This window comes from Pseudomonas sp. P4_B3, from assembly GCF_056402295.1.
Genome location: NZ_JBFUHR010000018.1, coordinates 154,661 through 172,513 on the forward strand (window position 1 = coordinate 154,661; position 17,853 = coordinate 172,513).

At 60.7% G+C, this 17,853-nt stretch carries 14 protein-coding genes; 11 read left to right on the forward strand and 3 right to left on the reverse strand.

Annotated features, from left to right (window positions below; genetic code table 11):
* Positions 1-58 precede the first annotated feature (58 nt).
* From cdhC to AC1DWG_RS21000, 5 genes are all read left to right on the forward strand, one after another.
* A complete protein-coding gene (gene cdhC, locus AC1DWG_RS20980) occupies positions 59-946 on the forward strand; it encodes a 3-dehydrocarnitine:acetyl-CoA trimethylamine transferase CdhC (RefSeq protein ID WP_008048151.1) in 888 nt (295 codons plus the stop codon).
* 141 nt (positions 947-1,087) lie between these two features.
* Entirely contained in the window at positions 1,088-2,053 is a 966-nt protein-coding gene (locus AC1DWG_RS20985) for an L-carnitine dehydrogenase (RefSeq protein ID WP_008019487.1), read from the forward strand.
* A gap of 136 nt (positions 2,054-2,189) precedes the next feature.
* Positions 2,190-2,666, forward strand: a complete 477-nt coding sequence (locus AC1DWG_RS20990) for a thioesterase family protein (protein ID WP_477762895.1) — start codon at positions 2,190-2,192, stop codon at positions 2,664-2,666.
* 13 nt (positions 2,667-2,679) lie between these two features.
* The gene (locus AC1DWG_RS20995; protein ID WP_477762896.1) at positions 2,680-3,843 is read left to right on the forward strand and encodes a gamma-butyrobetaine dioxygenase; all 1,164 of its coding nucleotides are present in this window, start codon (positions 2,680-2,682) and stop codon (positions 3,841-3,843) included.
* Positions 3,844-4,241: 398 nt separating this feature from the next.
* The gene (locus tag AC1DWG_RS21000) at positions 4,242-4,508 is read left to right on the forward strand and encodes a hypothetical protein (RefSeq protein ID WP_007995656.1); all 267 of its coding nucleotides are present in this window, start codon (positions 4,242-4,244) and stop codon (positions 4,506-4,508) included.
* Positions 4,509-4,619: 111 nt separating this feature from the next.
* Here AC1DWG_RS21000 and gbdR read toward each other — a convergent pair whose 3' ends face one another.
* Entirely contained in the window at positions 4,620-5,723 is a 1,104-nt protein-coding gene (gbdR, locus tag AC1DWG_RS21005) for a choline metabolism transcriptional regulator GbdR (protein WP_007975492.1), read from the reverse strand.
* A 539-nt stretch (positions 5,724-6,262) separates the two neighbouring features.
* On the reverse strand, positions 6,263-7,639 hold the full coding sequence (locus AC1DWG_RS21010; protein WP_477760723.1) for an L-serine ammonia-lyase: 1,377 nt from the start codon (positions 7,637-7,639) through the stop codon (positions 6,263-6,265).
* A 435-nt stretch (positions 7,640-8,074) separates the two neighbouring features.
* Between AC1DWG_RS21010 and AC1DWG_RS21015 the strand changes: the two genes are divergently transcribed.
* The 3 genes from AC1DWG_RS21015 to choV all read left to right on the forward strand — a co-directional run bounded on the left by AC1DWG_RS21015 (position 8,075) and on the right by choV (position 11,106).
* Positions 8,075-9,019, forward strand: a complete 945-nt coding sequence (locus tag AC1DWG_RS21015) for a choline ABC transporter substrate-binding protein (RefSeq protein ID WP_046039346.1) — start codon at positions 8,075-8,077, stop codon at positions 9,017-9,019.
* A 66-nt stretch (positions 9,020-9,085) separates the two neighbouring features.
* Positions 9,086-9,931: a choline ABC transporter permease subunit gene (choW, locus tag AC1DWG_RS21020; RefSeq protein WP_477752446.1), complete on the forward strand. Its 846-nt coding sequence runs from the start codon at positions 9,086-9,088 to the stop codon at positions 9,929-9,931.
* Entirely contained in the window at positions 9,928-11,106 is a 1,179-nt protein-coding gene (choV, locus tag AC1DWG_RS21025; protein WP_477760724.1) for a choline ABC transporter ATP-binding protein, read from the forward strand. The genes choW and choV overlap by 4 nt, the downstream gene beginning before the upstream one ends.
* A gap of 195 nt (positions 11,107-11,301) precedes the next feature.
* On the opposite strand, the gene AC1DWG_RS21030 is transcribed toward choV, so the two are convergent.
* Positions 11,302-13,242 (reverse strand): BCCT family transporter, encoded by a 1,941-nt coding sequence (locus tag AC1DWG_RS21030; RefSeq protein WP_477760727.1) that lies wholly within the window; start codon positions 13,240-13,242, stop codon positions 11,302-11,304.
* A 380-nt stretch (positions 13,243-13,622) separates the two neighbouring features.
* Between AC1DWG_RS21030 and betI the strand changes: the two genes are divergently transcribed.
* The 3 genes from betI (at position 13,623) to betA (ending at position 17,631) form a co-directional block, all read left to right on the forward strand.
* A complete protein-coding gene (betI, locus tag AC1DWG_RS21035) occupies positions 13,623-14,216 on the forward strand; it encodes a transcriptional regulator BetI (RefSeq protein ID WP_223445474.1) in 594 nt (197 codons plus the stop codon).
* Between the two features lie 62 nt (positions 14,217-14,278).
* Positions 14,279-15,751, forward strand: a complete 1,473-nt coding sequence (gene betB, locus AC1DWG_RS21040) for a betaine-aldehyde dehydrogenase (RefSeq protein WP_477752449.1) — start codon at positions 14,279-14,281, stop codon at positions 15,749-15,751.
* A gap of 179 nt (positions 15,752-15,930) precedes the next feature.
* Entirely contained in the window at positions 15,931-17,631 is a 1,701-nt protein-coding gene (gene betA / locus AC1DWG_RS21045; RefSeq protein ID WP_477788292.1) for a choline dehydrogenase, read from the forward strand.
* The last annotated feature ends 222 nt before the right edge of the window (positions 17,632-17,853 follow it).

Sequence of the window (17,853 nt, forward strand, 5' to 3'; positions counted from 1 at the left end):
TGCGAACGGCACCACCACGCCTGGCCAAAGCCAAAACTCGCCTGTAAGGAACCGCCAAATGAACCACGACGTCATCATCACCTGCGCACTCACCGGTGCTGGCGACACGACCGCCAAGAGCCCACACGTGCCGGTCACCCCGAAACAAATCGCGGCTGCCGCCGTGGAAGCCGCCAAGGCCGGCGCCACCGTGGTTCACTGCCATGTGCGCGACCCGCAAACCGGCAAGTTCAGCCGTGACGTGGCGCTGTACCGCGAAGTGATGGAGCGCATCCGCGAGGCGGACGTGGACATCATCGTCAACCTCACCGCCGGCATGGGTGGCGACCTGGAGATCGGTGCCGGCGAGAATCCGATGGAATTCGGCCCGAATACCGACCTGGTCGGCCCGCTGACCCGCCTGGCCCACGTCGAAGAACTGCTGCCGGAAATCTGCACCCTCGACTGCGGCACCCTGAACTTCGGCGACGGCGACACCATTTACGTCTCCACCCCGGCCCAGCTGCGCGCTGGCGCCAAACGCATTCAAGAGCTGGGCGTGAAAGCCGAGCTGGAAATCTTCGACACCGGCCACCTGTGGTTCGCCAAGCAGATGATCAAGGAAGGCCTGCTCGACAACCCGCTGTTCCAGCTGTGCCTGGGTATCCCGTGGGGCGCGCCGGCGGACACCACCACCATGAAAGCCATGGTCGACAACCTGCCGGCCGACGCGGTCTGGGCCGGCTTCGGTATCGGTCGGATGCAGATGCCGATGGCGGCGCAAGCGGTGTTGCTCGGCGGCAACGTACGGGTCGGGCTGGAAGACAACCTGTGGCTGGACAAGGGCGTGCTGGCGACCAACGGCCAACTGGTCGAGCGTGCCGGCGAAATCCTCAGCCGCCTCGGTGCCCGCGTCCTGACCCCGGCTGAAGGCCGGGCAAAAATGGGCCTGACCAAGCGCGGCTAATCAAACCTACGCATACCCCTGTGGGAGCGGGCTTGCTCGCGAAGAGGCCGGTACATCCGGCACATCTTCAGCGGTAGAACCACCGCTTTCGCGAGCAAGCCCGCTCCCACAAGGGATCACCGAACTCTTTAGGAAACCACCATGAGCTTCATCACCGAAATCAAAACCTTCGCAGCGTTAGGCAGCGGTGTCATCGGCAGCGGTTGGGTGTCCCGCGCCCTCGCCCATGGTCTGGATGTAGTGGCCTGGGACCCGGCCCCCGGCGCTGAAGCCGCCTTGCGCAAACGCGTCGCCAATGCCTGGGGCGCGCTGGAGAAACAAGGCCTGGCGCCGGGTGCATCGCAAGATCGACTGCGCTTTGTCGCGACCATCGAAGAGTGCGTGCGCGATGCCGATTTCATCCAGGAAAGCGCCCCGGAGCGACTGGAGCTGAAACTGGACCTGCACAGCAAAATCAGCGCCGCAGCCAAGCCCAATGCCTTGATCGGTTCCAGCACCTCCGGCCTGCTGCCGAGCGAGTTCTACGAGAGTGCCACGCACCCTGAGCGTTGCGTGGTCGGTCACCCGTTCAACCCGGTTTACCTGCTGCCGTTGGTGGAAGTGGTCGGCGGCAAAAACACCGCCCCTGAAGCGGTGCAAGCGGCCATGAAGGTCTATGAATCCCTGGGGATGCGCCCGCTGCATGTGCGCAAGGAAGTACCGGGTTTCATCGCCGACCGCCTGCTCGAAGCGCTGTGGCGTGAGGCGCTGCACCTGGTCAACGACGGCGTGGCGACCACCGGCGAAATAGACGATGCAATCCGCTTCGGCGCGGGCTTGCGCTGGTCGTTCATGGGCACGTTCCTGACCTACACCCTGGCCGGCGGCGATGCCGGTATGCGCCACTTCATGGCGCAGTTCGGCCCGGCGTTGCAATTGCCGTGGACCTACCTGCCGGCGCCGGAGCTGACCGACAAGCTGATCGACGACGTGGTCGATGGCACCAGCGATCAACTGGGCAAACACAGCATTTCAGCACTGGAGCGCTATCGTGATGACTGCCTGCTGGCAGTGCTGGAGGCGGTGAAGACCACCAAAGAGAAGCATGGGATGGCTTTCGCCGAGTAACCCCCAGGCTTGGGGCCAGCAGCACTGGCCTCTTCGCGAGCAAGCCCGCTCCCACATTGGAATGCATTCCCCCTGTGGGAGCGGGCTTGCTCGCGAAAGCGGCAGTCCAGTCACCTAATTTCTTGGATCAGTCATCATGCCCACCCTCACCACCTACCAAACCACCATCATCCCCGACTGGGTCGACTACAACGGCCACCTGCGCGACGCCTTCTACCTGCTGATTTTCAGCTACGCCACCGACGCCCTGATGGATCGCCTGGGCCTGGACAGCAACAGCCGGGAAGCCAGTGGCAACTCACTGTTCACCCTCGAACTGCACCTCAATTACCTGCACGAAGTGAAACTCGACGCCCAAGTCGAAGTGCACACCCAAATCATCGCCCACGACAGCAAGCGCGTGCACCTCTATCACAGCCTGCATCTGGTCGGTGATGCCCAGGAACTTGCTGGCAACGAACAGATGCTGCTGCACGTGGATCTCGCCGGGCCGCGTTCGGCACCGTTCAGCGAACTGTCCTTGAGCCGGTTGCAAGCCATCGTCGCCGAACAGGCAGACCTGCCAGCACCCGACTACATTGGCCGAGTGATCGCATTACCCCCAAAAAAATAACAAGGAGATCGCCATGAACACCGCCGCAGCATTTGCCGACTTTCGTACCTATCCGTTGATCAGCGCGCTGACTGGCGTGCAGACCCAGGCGGACCGTGTTCTGGTGAAGTGGGCCGACAATCGCGTCAGCCCTTTCCACCATCAATGGCTGCGGGATAACTGCCCATGCCCGCAGTGCGTCTACACCGTGACCCGCGAGCAAGTGCTGGAAATCGTCGATGTGGCTCAAGATCTGATGCCCGATAACGCCAGTATCGACGGCGATGGCTGTTTGTCGATTGATTGGCAGGACGGCCACTCAAGCCGCTTCGACCCTGGCTGGCTGCGCGCCCATGCCTATGACGACGAATCCCGCGCGGAACGCCAGGCACACAAGCCAAAAGCCAGGCTTTGGCACAGCGACTTGCAGTTGCCAGTGTTCGAATACCAGGCGCTGATGAATGACTCGAAAGCGTTGTTGCAATGGTTGCTGGCGGTGCGCGATGTCGGGTTGACCCAAGTCCGTGGCGTGCCCACAGAGCCCGGCTCGTTGAAGCTGATCGCCCAACGGATTTCCTTCATCCGCGAGAGCAATTTCGGCGTGCTGTTCAACGTGCAATCCAAGGCCGACGCCGACAGCAACGCCTACACCGCCTTCAACCTGCCGCTGCACAGCGACTTGCCGACCCGGGAGTTGCAACCGGGACTGCAATTCCTGCATTGCCTGGTCAATGACGCCGAGGGTGGCGAGAGCATTTTCGTCGACGGTTTTGCCATTGCCGACGCGTTGCGCCGGGAAGATCCGGAGGCTTTCAAAAGCCTCTGCGAAATCCCCGTGGAGTTTCGCAACAAGGACCGTCACAGCGACTACCGCTGCCTCGCGCCGATCATTGCTCTGGATGCGTTGGGGCAGGTGTCGGAAATCCGCATGGCGAACTTTCTGCGCGGGCCGTTCGATGCCTCGGTAGAACAGATGCCCAAGCTGTATCAGGCCTACCGACGCTTTATCGCGATGACCCGCGAGCCTCGGTTCAGGTTGATGCAGCGGCTCAATCCCGGTGAACTGTGGTGCTTCGACAACCGCCGCACCCTGCATGCCCGCAACGCCTTCGACCCCGCCACCGGCGCCCGGCATTTCCAGGGCTGCTATGTGGACCGGGATGAGTTGTTGTCGCGGATTCTGGTGTTACAGCGCTAGACCGCGTCATCGTTCTTCGTCGGAACGCCGCCCGGAGCAAGCCCGCTCACACAGTTGACCGAGTTCCTCTAGAGGAATGCGATCGAATGTGGGACCGGCTTGCTCGCGAAGGCGGTATATCAATCCACACAAAACCCACTGAATCACAGGCAAAAAAAACCCCGATCAAGCCGTGACAGGATCGAGGCAGAGGGTACTGTTGAGGAGCTGCCGTGCGAGGGTGACCAAACCTTCGTGAAGCGAGCTGAGTCCAGTGTGCCCACTCCCCGGCGGGCCAGGTTAGCCGAAAACGACATGTTCATAACCAATTGAGCCATTGCGACAATTCGCCCTTGCCGACACCCGGCACCCCTACCAGAATCGAACCACGACACCGTTCCCTGAAGAAGGATTGCGTCATGATGCACGCCGATTTGATAGACCAGGAAGACCTGTTGGGCCAACTCAAGTCATTGGGATTCGAAGTGCCCACCGGCGCCACCGCCGAGCAAGCCTGTGAGTGTGCGGTAAGGGGGTTGAACGATGTGCGGGCGATGACGCTGCGGACCATGGTCAAGCAGATGTACACCAGCAGCGCGACCATCCTGCCGGCGGTGCGCCAGGCGATCGACAAGCAGTTGTTGCCGGCGTTGGCGGAGTATCAGCAGAGTCACACAGGCCGATAAAAAGCCTTCGCGAGCAAGTCGGATCGCCGCACCGCCGCTCCCACATTGGTTCTGTGAACAACACAGATCAAATGTGGGAGCGGGCTTGCTCGCGAATGAAGTCGACCCGGTCTAGAGCCTTACACTGGCAAACGTCGACTCATTACGCGCTTGGCTCAGCGCCGACAACGGCCCGGACAACGGCGACAGCACCAGCGCTTGCGGCAAAGGCATCATCGCCACTTGCTGGGTGGTGTTGGACCCTACGCGCTCGTCACGCGGCGGAATGCCGAAGTATTCGCGGTAGCACTTGGAGAAGTGCGGGGTGGACACGAAGCCACAGACCGACGCCACTTCGATGATCGACATCGGCGTTTGCTTGAGCAGCTGGCGCGCGCGGATCAAGCGCAGTTTCAGGTAGTAACGCGAAGGCGAGCAGTGCAGGTATTTCTGGAACAACCGCTCGAGCTGACGACGGGACACCGCGACATACACCGCCAGTTCGTCCAGGTCGATCGGCTCTTCGAGGTTGGCTTCCATCAACGCGACGATTTCCTGCAACTTCGGCTGGTTGGTGCCGAGCATGTGCTTGAGCGGCACACGCTGGTGATCCTGCTCGTTGCGGATGCGCTCGTAGACGAACATTTCCGAAATGGCCGCCGACAGCTCACGACCGTGATCGCGGCTGATCAAGTGCAGCATCATGTCCAGCGGCGCGGTACCGCCGGAGCTGGTGAAACGGTTACGGTCGAGGGTGAACAAGCGGGTGCTCATCGCTACTCGCGGGAAGGCTTCCTGCATCGCTGCCAGGCACTCCCAGTGCACACTGCAATCAAAACCGTCGAGCAGGCCGGCGCAGGCCAGAGCCCAGCTGCCGGTGCACACCGCGCCGAGGCGGCGGGACTGGCGGGCCTGGCTTTGCAGCCATGACACGTGTTCACGGGTAACAGTGCGCTGGATGCCGATACCGCCGCACACGATGACGGTGTCCATTGGCGGGGCTTTGTGCATGGAGGCGTCGGGGGTGATCTGCAGGCCGTCACTGGCCCAGACCTGGCCGCCATCGACGGTGAGGGTGGTCCAGCGATACAGCTCGCGACCGGACAACTGGTTGGCCATGCGCAGGGGTTCCACTGCGGAGGCCAGAGAAATCAGCGTGAAATTGTCCAGCAGCAGAAAGCCGATGGATTGAGGCGCACGGTTCTGGGGTTGGGCCCCGGAGTTGAACGTCGTCATCGCGGTATCTCCTCACACAAAGCGGGTGATGGCCTCAGGCGGAGGCTCTTTTTATTGCCATCGTTCTCGCGTGGGAGACGGGCTTTGTAATGACAGAGCAATTGCCATGCCTAAATTTGAATGCGCGTTCAATAACTCCTAAAAACGACGTCGGAATGTGTCTATATATGTCTTGCAAGGCAGGGGGATTTAAATGGCCATCAGGACTGGCAAGCGCCCCGGCCCACAAGCTGTGAGCAATTCGGTAGCACTTGTGGGAACGGCGTTGCGCCGCGATGGAAAGGAGTGTCACCGCAGGCACGGGTGACGGGCGGTCGAAGGCCGGTTGGCCCTCGATCAGTGGCAAGTCGATTTATCTGTGAGCGACGCGCCAAAAGGTGGCGCGTTTTCGAGCGGGTGTTCACTTAGCGCGCAGTTTTGACTGGTCTGGCAGTGCGTAGGAGCTGGCTTGCCAGCGAAGAGGCCAATACATCCGACACATCTTCAGCGGTAAAACCACTGCTTTCGCTGGCAAGCCAGCTCCTACAGGGACCTGTGTGTCAGCACTCCACCGCACTCACCGCCAAGCCACCCCGCGATGTCTCTTTGTATTTGTCATGCATGTCGGCACCGGTATCGCGCATGGTGCGGATCACCCGGTCCAGCGAGATAAAGTGCTGACCATCACCGCGCAAAGCCATTTGCGCCGCATTGATTGCCTTGACCGCCGCAATTGCATTGCGCTCGATGCACGGCACCTGGACCAATCCGCCGACCGGGTCGCAGGTCAAGCCGAGGTTGTGCTCCAGACCGATCTCCGCCGCGTTGCACAGTTGCTCTGGTGTGGCGCCAAGAATTTCCGCCAGCCCGGCCGCCGCCATGGCGCAGGCCGAACCGACTTCGCCCTGGCAGCCGACTTCGGCACCGGAGATCGAGGCGTTCTTCTTGCACAGGATTCCCACCGCCGCCGCACCGAGGAAATAGTCGACGACATTGGCGTCGGTCACCGCCTCGCTGAATTTCATGAAGTAGTGCAACACCGCCGGAATGATCCCTGCCGCGCCGTTGGTCGGCGCCGTGACCATGCGCCCGCCGGCGGCGTTTTCTTCGTTGACCGCCAGGGCGAACAGGTTGACCCACTCCATAGCGCTCAAGGTCGAGCCGATCACGTTAGGTTTGTTCAGTTCCTGCAGGCTACGGTGCAGCTTGGCCGCACGACGGCGCACGTTCAGGCCGCCGGGCAGGATGCCTTCGTGTTTGAGGCCCTGTTCAACGCAATCCTGCATGGCGCGCCAGAGCTTCATCAGGCCGCTGCGGATTTCGTCCTCGCTGCGCCACACCCTCTCGTTAGCCATCATTAATTCAGCCACGCGCAGGTTATGTTTTTTACACAGTTCCAGCAGCTCGGCAGCGCTGGAAAAGTCATATGGCAACACGGTGCGGTCGAGGTCGACGACACCGCTGGAGGCCTGTGCCTCATCGACGACAAAACCGCCGCCGACCGAATAGTAGGTGTCGCGATGCAACTCGCCGTCAACGCCCTCGACAATAAGGGTCATGGCGTTGGGGTGGAATGGCAGGTTCTCGTCGATCAGGCGCATGTCCCGGGCCCAGATGAAGGGCACCGGCAAGCGACTGTCGAGCAGCAGCGTATCGGTCTCGCGAAGGGCCTGAATACGTATGCCGATTTGCGACGGATCGATCGCATCCGGCCACTCGCCCATCAGGCCCATGATCACCGCGTTGTCACTGCCGTGGCCGATACCGGTGGCCGACAACGAGCCGAACAGCTGGACTTCAACACGTCGCACCTGCTCAAGCAGCCCGCGCTCGCGCAAGCCCTGCACAAACAACGCCGCCGCCCGCATGGGCCCTACGGTGTGTGAACTGGAAGGGCCGATGCCGATTTTGAACAGGTCGAAAACACTGATAGCCATTACTGCCGAACTCCTGGATAGGCCCACTGCGCACGCGAAAGCGCACGGTGACGGAGCTGCTACGCTCAAGCTGCAATCCGCCGGGATGACCGCATCATCAAGCTTTTATCCAGTTGTTCGACGTCTCTAACCGACGCACTCATGCCCACCAGCGCCGCGTGTCTTTTACGCTGTGTTTTCGCCGTTTTTTTGCGGTTCAGAGGGGAAAATCGGGCTGAAAAAATCTGTAAACGACGTCACCGACACTGGATGCGACCATCCCTGTACTGGATACGACGCACCCTGTAGGCGTCAGATTTTCACTGGTACATGATCATATCGACTCGATTGCAAGGCGACGTGGTAGAGCTGTCTCCAGAACGCCATCCAACCGCAACCTATAAGTGCGGTGGTCCAGTCGGAACACTGCCAAAAAAAACACCAAGGAGTCCATCCATGAAAGGTTCCCCGTCGTTGTTGTTGGCCGCCATGCTTAGTCTGCCGGTTCTGGCGCAAGCCGCAGAACCGGCACAATGCAGTACCGTAAACTTCTCCGATGTCGGCTGGACCGACATCACCGCAACTACCGCGACCACCAGCGTTGTGCTCAACGCCCTCGGCTACAAGACCAAGACCACCATGATTTCCGTACCCGTGACCTACAAGTCCCTGGCCGACGGCAAGAACATGGACGTGTTCCTGGGCAACTGGATGCCGACCATGGAAAACGACATCAAGGCCTACCGCGATGCCGGCACCGTGGAAACCTTGCGCACCAACCTCAAGGGCGCCAAGTACACCCTCGCCGTCCCTCAGGCGCTGTACGACAAGGGCCTGCATGACTTCGCCGATATCGCCAAGTTCAAGAAAGAGCTCGATGGCAAGATCTACGGCATCGAGCCTGGCAACGACGGCAATCGTCTGATCCAGAGCATGATCGACAAAGATGCCTTCGGCCTGAAGGCCGCCGGTTTCAAAGTCGTCGAATCCTCCGAAGCCGGCATGCTGTCGCAGGTCGACCGCGCGCAGAAACGCGACACCGCCGTGGTGTTCCTGGGCTGGGCGCCGCACCCGATGAACAAGCGCTTCAAGATTCAATACCTGACCGGTGGTGATGACTTCTTCGGCCCGGACTTCGGTGCCGCCACCGTGGCGACCAACACCCGCAAGGGTTACGCGCAGGAGTGCGGCAACGTTGGTCAGTTGCTGAAGAACCTGGAGTTCACCGTCGACATGGAAAGTGAACTGATGGGCAACATCCTGGACGACAAGATGAAGCCTGACGCGGCCGCCAAGGCCTGGCTGAAAAAGAATCCACAGGTGCTCGATACCTGGCTCGCTGGCGTGACCACCATTGACGGTAAACCTGGCCTGGAGGCCGTGAAAGCCAAACTGCAGTAATCGCTTATGCCGGGCAGGTTCGCCTGCCCGGGCTGTTTATTTCCTTGCATGCGGACGTTCACTACCATGCTGATTGATCAGAAAATACCCCTAGGCCAGTACATCGCGCGCTTCGTTGAATGGTTGACGCAACACGGCGCCAGCACCTTCGACGCAATCGCCGTGACACTGGAAACGATGATCCACGGCGTGACGTTTGCGCTGACCTGGTTCAACCCGCTGGCACTGATCGGCCTAATCGCACTACTGGCACACTACATTCAACGCAAATGGGGTCTGACCGCGTTTGTCGTTGCCTCCTTTCTGCTGATCCTCAATCTGGGGTACTGGCAGGAGACCATGGAAACCCTCGCCCAGGTGCTGTTCGCCACCCTGGTCTGCGTGGTCATCGGCGTGCCGCTGGGCATCGTCGCCGCGCACAAGCCGATGTTCTATACTTTAATGCGTCCGGTACTCGATCTGATGCAGACCGTACCGACCTTCGTGTATCTCATTCCTACCCTCACCCTCTTCGGGCTGGGTGTGGTCCCGGGCCTGATCTCCACGGTGGTGTTCGCGATTGCCGCGCCCATCCGCCTGACCTACCTGGGTATCCGCGATGTTCCGGAAGAATTGATGGACGCCGGCAAGGCCTTTGGCTGCTCGCGACGTCAGCTGCTCTCGCGGATCGAACTGCCCCACGCCATGCCAAGCATCGCGGCCGGTATCACCCAGTGCATCATGCTGTCGTTGTCGATGGTGGTGATCGCAGCACTGGTGGGCGCCGATGGCCTGGGCAAACCGGTGGTCAACGCACTGAACACTGCTGATATCGCCCTGGGCTTCGAAGCAGGCCTGGCGATCGTACTGCTGGCGATCATGCTCGACCGTATCTGCAAACAACCCGACGCCAAAGTAGGGGGTGACGCATGAGCATAATTCGCTTCGATAACGTTGACGTTATCTTCTCCAAGGATCCACGCGAGGCACTCAAGCTGCTGGATCAAGGCATGACCCGCAACGAGATCCTGAAAAAGACCGGGCAGATTGTCGGCGTTGAAAAGGCCAGCCTGGATATCGAAAAAGGTGAAATCTGCGTACTGATGGGTCTGTCCGGCTCCGGCAAGTCCAGCCTGTTGCGCTGCATCAACGGCCTCAACACCGTCAGCCGCGGCAAGCTGTTCGTCGAGCACGAAGGCAAGCAGATCGACATTGCCTCGTGCACGCCGGCAGAACTGAAAATGATGCGCACCAAGCGCATTGCGATGGTGTTCCAGAAGTTCGCCCTGATGCCCTGGTTGACCGTTCGCGAAAACATCAGCTTTGGCCTGGAAATGCAGGGTCGCCCCGAGAAAGAACGCCGCAAACTGGTGGACGACAAGCTTGAGCTGGTGGGCCTGACCCAGTGGCGCAACAAGAAACCCAACGAGCTGTCCGGTGGTATGCAACAACGCGTGGGCCTGGCCCGCGCACTGGCGATGGACGCCGACATTCTGCTGATGGACGAACCGTTCTCGGCACTCGACCCGCTGATCCGCCAGGGCCTGCAAGACGAACTGCTGGAACTGCAACGCAAGCTGCACAAGACCATCGTCTTCGTGAGTCACGACCTTGATGAAGCGCTGAAACTCGGCAGCCGTATCGCGATCATGAAGGACGGCCGGATCATCCAGTACAGCAAGCCGGAAGAAATCGTCCTCAACCCGGCGGACGACTACGTGCGGACCTTCGTGGCTCACACCAACCCGCTGAACGTACTGTGCGGTCGCAGCCTGATGCGCACCCTGGACAACTGCAAACGCATCAACGGTTCGGTGTGCCTGGATCCGGGCGGCGATTCGTGGCTGGACCTGGCCGAAGGCAACACCATCAAAGGCGCTCGCCAGAACGGGTCTGCGCTGGACTTGCAGAACTGGGTACCGGGTCAGGCCGTTGAAGGCCTGGGTCGTCGACCAACCCTGGTGGACTCGAACATCGGCATGCGCGATGCGCTGCAGATTCGTTATCAGACCGGCAACAAGCTGGTGCTGCATGACAACAACAAGGTGGTGGGGATTCTTGGCGACAGCGAGCTGTATCACGCACTGCTCGGCAAGAACCTGGGGTAAATAAGGCAACAGACACAAAAACGCCGCGAGAGAATCGCGGCGTTTTTGTTTGTAGAAAGATCAAAAGATCGTCCGAACGCGGCCCGAACCTTCGGCAGCTCCTACAGGGGAATGCATTCGGCGTAGGAGCTGCCGAAGGCTGCGATCTTTTCAAGCGGCGACGCGGTGCAACTGATACACCGCGCCACTCACTTCTTAGCTATAAACCCGGCCAAGGAGCTGCCGATGGCTTTCAAACTGATCGAGCACGTCACGGGTGATCTGATCCTGAGTGAAGCCCATCAAGTCGTAGTCCTGGCTGCCGTTGTGCAGATACACCTCGGCACGGTAGTAACGCTGACGTGCCTCATCGGACTGAGCCGATTCGGTTGGCGTGGCCAGGTAACCGTCCAGACTCACTTCGTAGACAAACGGGTTACCCTCTTCCATCTCGGTGCGCAGGCCCATGCAGCGCTTGGACTTGCCCAGCAGCGTCTGCACTTGCAGACCTTGAGCACGCATTTGCACGGCGGCATCTTCCAGTGCCGGGCTGACGTGCTTGTCCATGAAACGCTGCACCACCGACTGGCTCGGTTGCAGGTCCAGCTGGGTCAAGCGCTCGCTGAAACCACGGCGACCGCGTGCCGCCAGTTCCGCTTGCTCCTGTTCGATCTGCACGTCCTGGCGCATGGCCTTGTGCAAGCCGAACATGAAGAACACCAGCACCACCGAGAACGGCAGACCGGCCAGCACCACCATGGTTTGCATGGCTTCGAAGTTGCCGGCGAACAGCAGGCCGATGGTCACCAGGGTGATCACCGCCGACCAGAAGATCCGCAACCAGTGCGGAGCGTCTTCATCGACGGTGCCACCCTTGCAGGACAGGTTGGCCATCATCACCGCACCGGAGTCCGCCGGGGTCAGGAACAGCACGAAACCAACGAAGATCGACACGCCGATCACCACCTTCGACGCCGGGTAATGCTCCAGCAACTGGTAGATCGCCATGGACGGCTGTTCCAGCGCCGTCTTCCCGAGTTCTACCGCCCCGTGGTTCATCACCAGGTCCAGGGCCGAGTTACCGAAGATCGACAACCACGCCAGGGTGAAGCCCAGCGGAATCAGCAGCACGCCGGCGACCAGTTCGCGCACGGTACGACCACGGGAAATACGCGCGATGAACATGCCCACGAATGGCGCCCAGGAAATCCACCAGGCCCAGTAGAACAGGGTCCACAGGCCCAGCCAGCGGTCGGACTTCTCACTGTCGCCTTCGTACACATAGAGGTCGAAAGTCTTCAGCACCACGCCGTTCAGGTAGTCACCGACGTTCTGTACGAAGCCGTTGAGCAGGTGCAGGGTCGGGCCGAACAACAGGACGAAAATCAGCAGGCCACTGAACAGAACGATGTTGAGGTTGGACAGGCGACGGATGCCGTTTTCCACGCCCGACACAGCGGCAATGGTCGCCACGGTGCTCATCACGATGATCACGATCAGCAGGTTGGTGTTGCTGTGTTCCATGCCGAACAGGTTTTCCAGCCCCGACGACACTTGCAGCGAACCAATCCCCAGGTTCGTCACCAGCCCCAGCAGGGTCACGAACATGCCGAAGCCGTCCACCGCATGCCCGGCCGCGCCCTTGACCCAACGCTCGCCCACCAGCGGATACAACGCCGAACGCAACGCCAGCGGCTGGTTATGCCGGTAGGCAAAGTAGGCAACGGCCAGACCGACCAATGCGTAAATCGCCCAGCCGTGCAGGCCCCAGTGCAGGAATGTCAGCTGCACGGCCTGACGGGCGGCAAGGTTGCTGCCGGCCACGCCTTCCGGCGGGTTGAAGTAGTGATCCAGCGGCTCCGACGCGCCGAAGTACAGCAACGAGATGCCGATACCCGACGAGAACAGCATCCCCGCCCAGGCGCCGTAGCTGAAGTCCGGGGTATCGTCCTTGCTGCCGAGCTTGAGTTTGCCGTAAGACGAAAAAGCCAGGCCGACGACAAAAATCAGGTAGGCGGCAATCACCACCATGTAGTACCAGCCGAAGCTGCGGGACAACCAGGCTTGCGCCGTACCCAGCATTCTGCCGGCCTCTTGCGGGGCGATGATCAGAATGGCGGTCAACAACAGAATCAACGCGGTAGAGGTGTAGAACACCCAACCGTTGACCGTCACCTTCTCGGGTGGGGTCTTTATTAGCGAGGCAGAACTCATGGCACAGATGCTCCGGGCAGTGCGAGAGAAGAACGCAAGACAAACGAGTTACCCGACCAATCGGTTAGTGGGCAGCCGACCGGCGGGTGATATAAAGACAGCCCGAAAAAAGCCCGAAACCCCTGGAGCGCCGCAGCGCGTAGGTTTCGAGCAGTTTCGGAAGTCGTTTTTTCCGCCGCTACATGTAGGAAAAATCTGTAGGCAGCGACGATTTGTCGCAGATCTTATTCTTTGTTGATTGAACGTTCAATCAAAACAAAATAGACTGGCCTCAACCCGGTAGCCGTTCTACGCCCACCGGAAGGCCTAAGGAGATGTGCAAGATGCCCAAGGTCGGTATGCAACCCATCCGCCGCCAGCAATTGATCGAAGCCACTTTGCAGGCCGTCGATCAGGTCGGCATGGGGGACGCCAGCATTGCGCTGATCGCCCGTTTGGCCGGTGTCTCGAATGGCATCATCAGTCACTACTTTCAGGACAAGAACGGCCTGATTGCCGCCACCATGGGGTACCTGATGACCGTCCTCAGCGAGAACGTCACCCTGCGCCGACAGGCGCTGAAAGATGACAGCCCGAGGGCGCATCTGCAGGTGATCATCGAGGGCAACTTCGATGCCAGCCAGGTCAATGGCCCGGCAATGAAAACCTGGCTGGCCTTCTGGGCCACCAGCATGCACCAGCCGTCTTTGCACAGGTTGCAGCGGATCAACGATCACCGTCTGTATTCCAACCTGTGCTGCCAGTTCCGCCGCGTGCTGCCGCTCAATGATGCGCGCAGCGCCGCCCGAGGCCTGGCAGCGTTGATCGACGGCTTGTGGTTGCGCGGCGCGCTGTCGGGAGATGCTTTCGACACCGGGCAGGCACAACAGATTGCTTACGAATACATGGATACCCAACTGGCCAAGCGGGTGAGTTAGAGCACACATAAACGCTCAACCACCGGACCGTGCCAACCACTTAATGCTCTTGCGAGGACTTTATGGCCCGTTTCGAACTGCAAAAACTCTACATCGATGGCGCTTACAGTGACGCCAGCAGCGACGCCACTTTCGAAGCCATCAACCCGGCTAACGGCGAAGTCCTCGCAAAAGTACAACGTGCGACCAAGGAAGACGTCGAGCGCGCTGTGGTCAGCGCCGAAAAGGGCCAGAAAATCTGGGCCGCGATGACCGCCATGGAGCGTTCGCGCATCCTGCGTCGCGCCGTGGAAATCCTGCGCGAGCGCAACGATGAGCTGGCCGCCCTGGAAACCCTGGACACCGGCAAGGCCTACTCCGAAACCCGCTATGTCGACATCGTCACCGGCGCTGACGTGCTGGAGTACTACGCAGGCCTGGTACCGGCCATCGAAGGCGAGCAGATTCCGCTGCGCACCACTTCGTTCGTCTACACCCGTCGCGAGCCGCTGGGCATCGTGGCCGGTATCGGCGCGTGGAACTACCCGATCCAGATCGCCCTGTGGAAATCCGCACCTGCCCTGGCGGCCGGTAACGCGATGATCTTCAAGCCAAGTGAAGTCACCTCGCTGACCACCCTGAAACTGGCCGAGATCTACACCGAAGCCGGCGTGCCAAACGGCGTGTTCAACGTCCTGACTGGCAGCGGCCGCGAAGTCGGCACCTGGCTGACCGAGCACCCGCGCATCGAGAAAGTCTCCTTCACCGGCGGCACCGACACCGGCAAGAAAGTCATGGCCAGCGCTTCGGCCTCGTCGCTCAAGGACGTGACCATGGAACTGGGCGGCAAGTCGCCGCTGATCATCTGCGACGACGCCGACCTCGATCGCGCCGCCGACACCGCGATGATGGCCAACTTCTACAGCTCTGGCCAGGTCTGCACCAACGGCACTCGCGTGTTCGTACCGGCCCACCTGAAAGCCGCTTTCGAAGCCAAGATCGTTGAGCGCGTTGCACGCATCCGCATCGGCAACCCGCAAGACGAAAACACCAACTTCGGTCCGCTGGTCAGCTTCGCGCACATGGAAAGCGTGCTGGGCTACATCGCCAAGGGCAAGGAAGAAGGCGCCCGCGTCCTGTGCGGCGGCGAGCGTCTGACCGACGGCGAATTCGCCAAAGGTGCGTTCGTCGCTCCGACCGTGTTCACCGACTGCACCGACGACATGACCATCGTCCGTGAAGAAATCTTTGGCCCGGTGATGGCGATCCTCACCTACGAAACCGAAGAAGAAGTGATCCGGCGCGCCAACGACACCGACTTCGGCCTGGCCGCCGGTATCGTCACCAAGGACCTGAACCGCGCCCACCGCGTGATTCATCAACTGGAAGCCGGTATCTGCTGGATCAACGCCTGGGGCGAGTCCGACGCGAAGATGCCGGTTGGCGGCTATAAGCAGTCGGGTGTCGGCCGTGAGAACGGCATCAGCTCACTGAACAATTTCACCCGCATCAAATCGGTACAGGTCGAGCTGGGCGATTACGTCTCGGTGTTCTAAGACCCGAGTCTTGTATTGCCTGCGAGGGCCTCTTCGCGGGCAAGCGCGCTCCCACAGGTTTGGCGTCGTTCGCCAAACCTGTGGGAGCCCCGATCCCTTGTAGGAGCGAGCTTGCTCGCGATTGAGTGCGCAGCACTCATCGAGGCTCGACCTGACCCACATCAAAGAGGGTGCATTCAATGTCCCAAGAATTCGACTACATCATCATCGGTGCCGGCTCGGCCGGTAACACCCTGGCGACCCGTCTGACCGAAGACGCAGGTGTCACCGTCCTGCTGCTCGAAGCGGGCGGCCCGGACTACCGCTTGGACTTCCGCACGCAAATGCCGGCCGCCCTGGCGTTCCCGCTGCAAGGCCGTCGCTACAACTGGGCCTACGAAACCGATCCTGAGCCACATATGGACGGTCGTCGCATGGAGTGCGGTCGCGGCAAGGGCCTGGGTGGCTCTTCGCTGATCAACGGCATGTGCTACATCCGCGGCAACGCCATGGACTACGACGGCTGGGCGAAGCTGCCAGGCCTTGAGGACTGGTCGTACCTGGACTGCCTGCCGTACTTCCGTAAAGCGGAAACCCGCGACATCGGCCCGAACGACTACCACGGTGGCGACGGCCCGGTCAGCGTGACCACGCCGAAAGCCGGCAACAACCCGCTGTTCCACGCCATGGTTGAAGCCGGCGTGCAGGCCGGTTACCCGCGTACCGAAGACTTGAACGGTTACCAGCAGGAAGGCTTCGGCCCGATGGACCGCACCGTGACGCCGGAGGGTCGTCGTGCCTCCACCGCCCGCGGCTACCTGGACCTGGCCAAGAAACGTTCAACCCTGACCATCGTCACCCACGCCCTGACTGACAAGATCCTGTTCGAAGGCAAGCGTGCAGTCGGCGTGCGTTACCTGGTCGGCGCCGCAGAAGAGCGCGTTGAGGTCAAGGCGCGCAAGGAAGTGCTGCTGTGCTCCGGCGCCATCGCTTCGCCGCAGATCCTGCAACGCTCCGGCGTCGGCCCGGCCGAGTTGCTGAACAAGCTCGATATTCCGGTGGTCCACGACCTGCCGGGCGTCGGTGAAAACCTGCAGGATCACCTTGAGCTGTACCTGCAATACGCTTGCACCCAACCGGTTTCACTGTACCCGTCGCTGCTCTTGCACAACCAGCCGGCCATCGGTGCCGAATGGCTGTTCAACGGCACCGGCATCGGCGCCAGCAATCAGTTCGAAGCCGGCGGTTTCATCCGCACCCGTCCGGAATTCGAATGGCCGAACATCCAGTACCACTTCCTGCCGGTAGCGATTAACTACAACGGCAGCAACGGTGTGAAAGAGCACGGCTTCCAGGCGCACATGGGCTCCATGCGTTCGCCAAGCCGCGGTCGCATCCAGGCCAAGTCCAAGGACCCGCGCCAGCACCCGAGCATCCTGTTCAACTACATGGCCACCGAACAGGACTGGCAAGAATTCCGCGACGGCATCCGCCTGACCCGTGAAATCATGCAGCAGCCTGCACTGGACGCCTTCCGTGGTCGCGAGATCAGCCCGGGCATCGATGTGCAGAGCGATGAGCAACTGGACAAGTTCATCCGCGAGCACGCCGAAACCGCGTTCCACCCGTCCTGCTCCTGCAAGATGGGCACCGACGAAATGGCCGTGGTCGATGGCGAAGGTCGCGTGCATGGCATGCAAGGCCTGCGTGTGGTCGATGCGTCGATCATGCCGATCATCACCACCGGCAACCTGAATGCACCAACGATCATGATGGCCGAGAAAATCGCCGACAAGATCCGTGGCCGCAAGCCGTTGCCGCGCAGCACCGCCACTTACTATGTGGCGGGTGAAGCGCCAGTGAAGGGCAAGCCGGTGCGGGAATTGAGCCAGATCGCTTAAGGCGTTACACCGCGTTACGGCTATTCGCGAGCAGGCTCGCTCCTACAGTTGATCGCGCTCCCTCATGGGAATGCGGTTGAATGTAGGAGCGAGCCTGCTCGCGATGAGGCCCGACCAGACACCACCCCCTCCCAAAGTATCCCCGCTTCAGACCGCTCCGCCCTTGATCCGCCCCCCCTCGCAGGCCTAATCTAGCGCCACGCAATCGTTTCACCCCTCCCC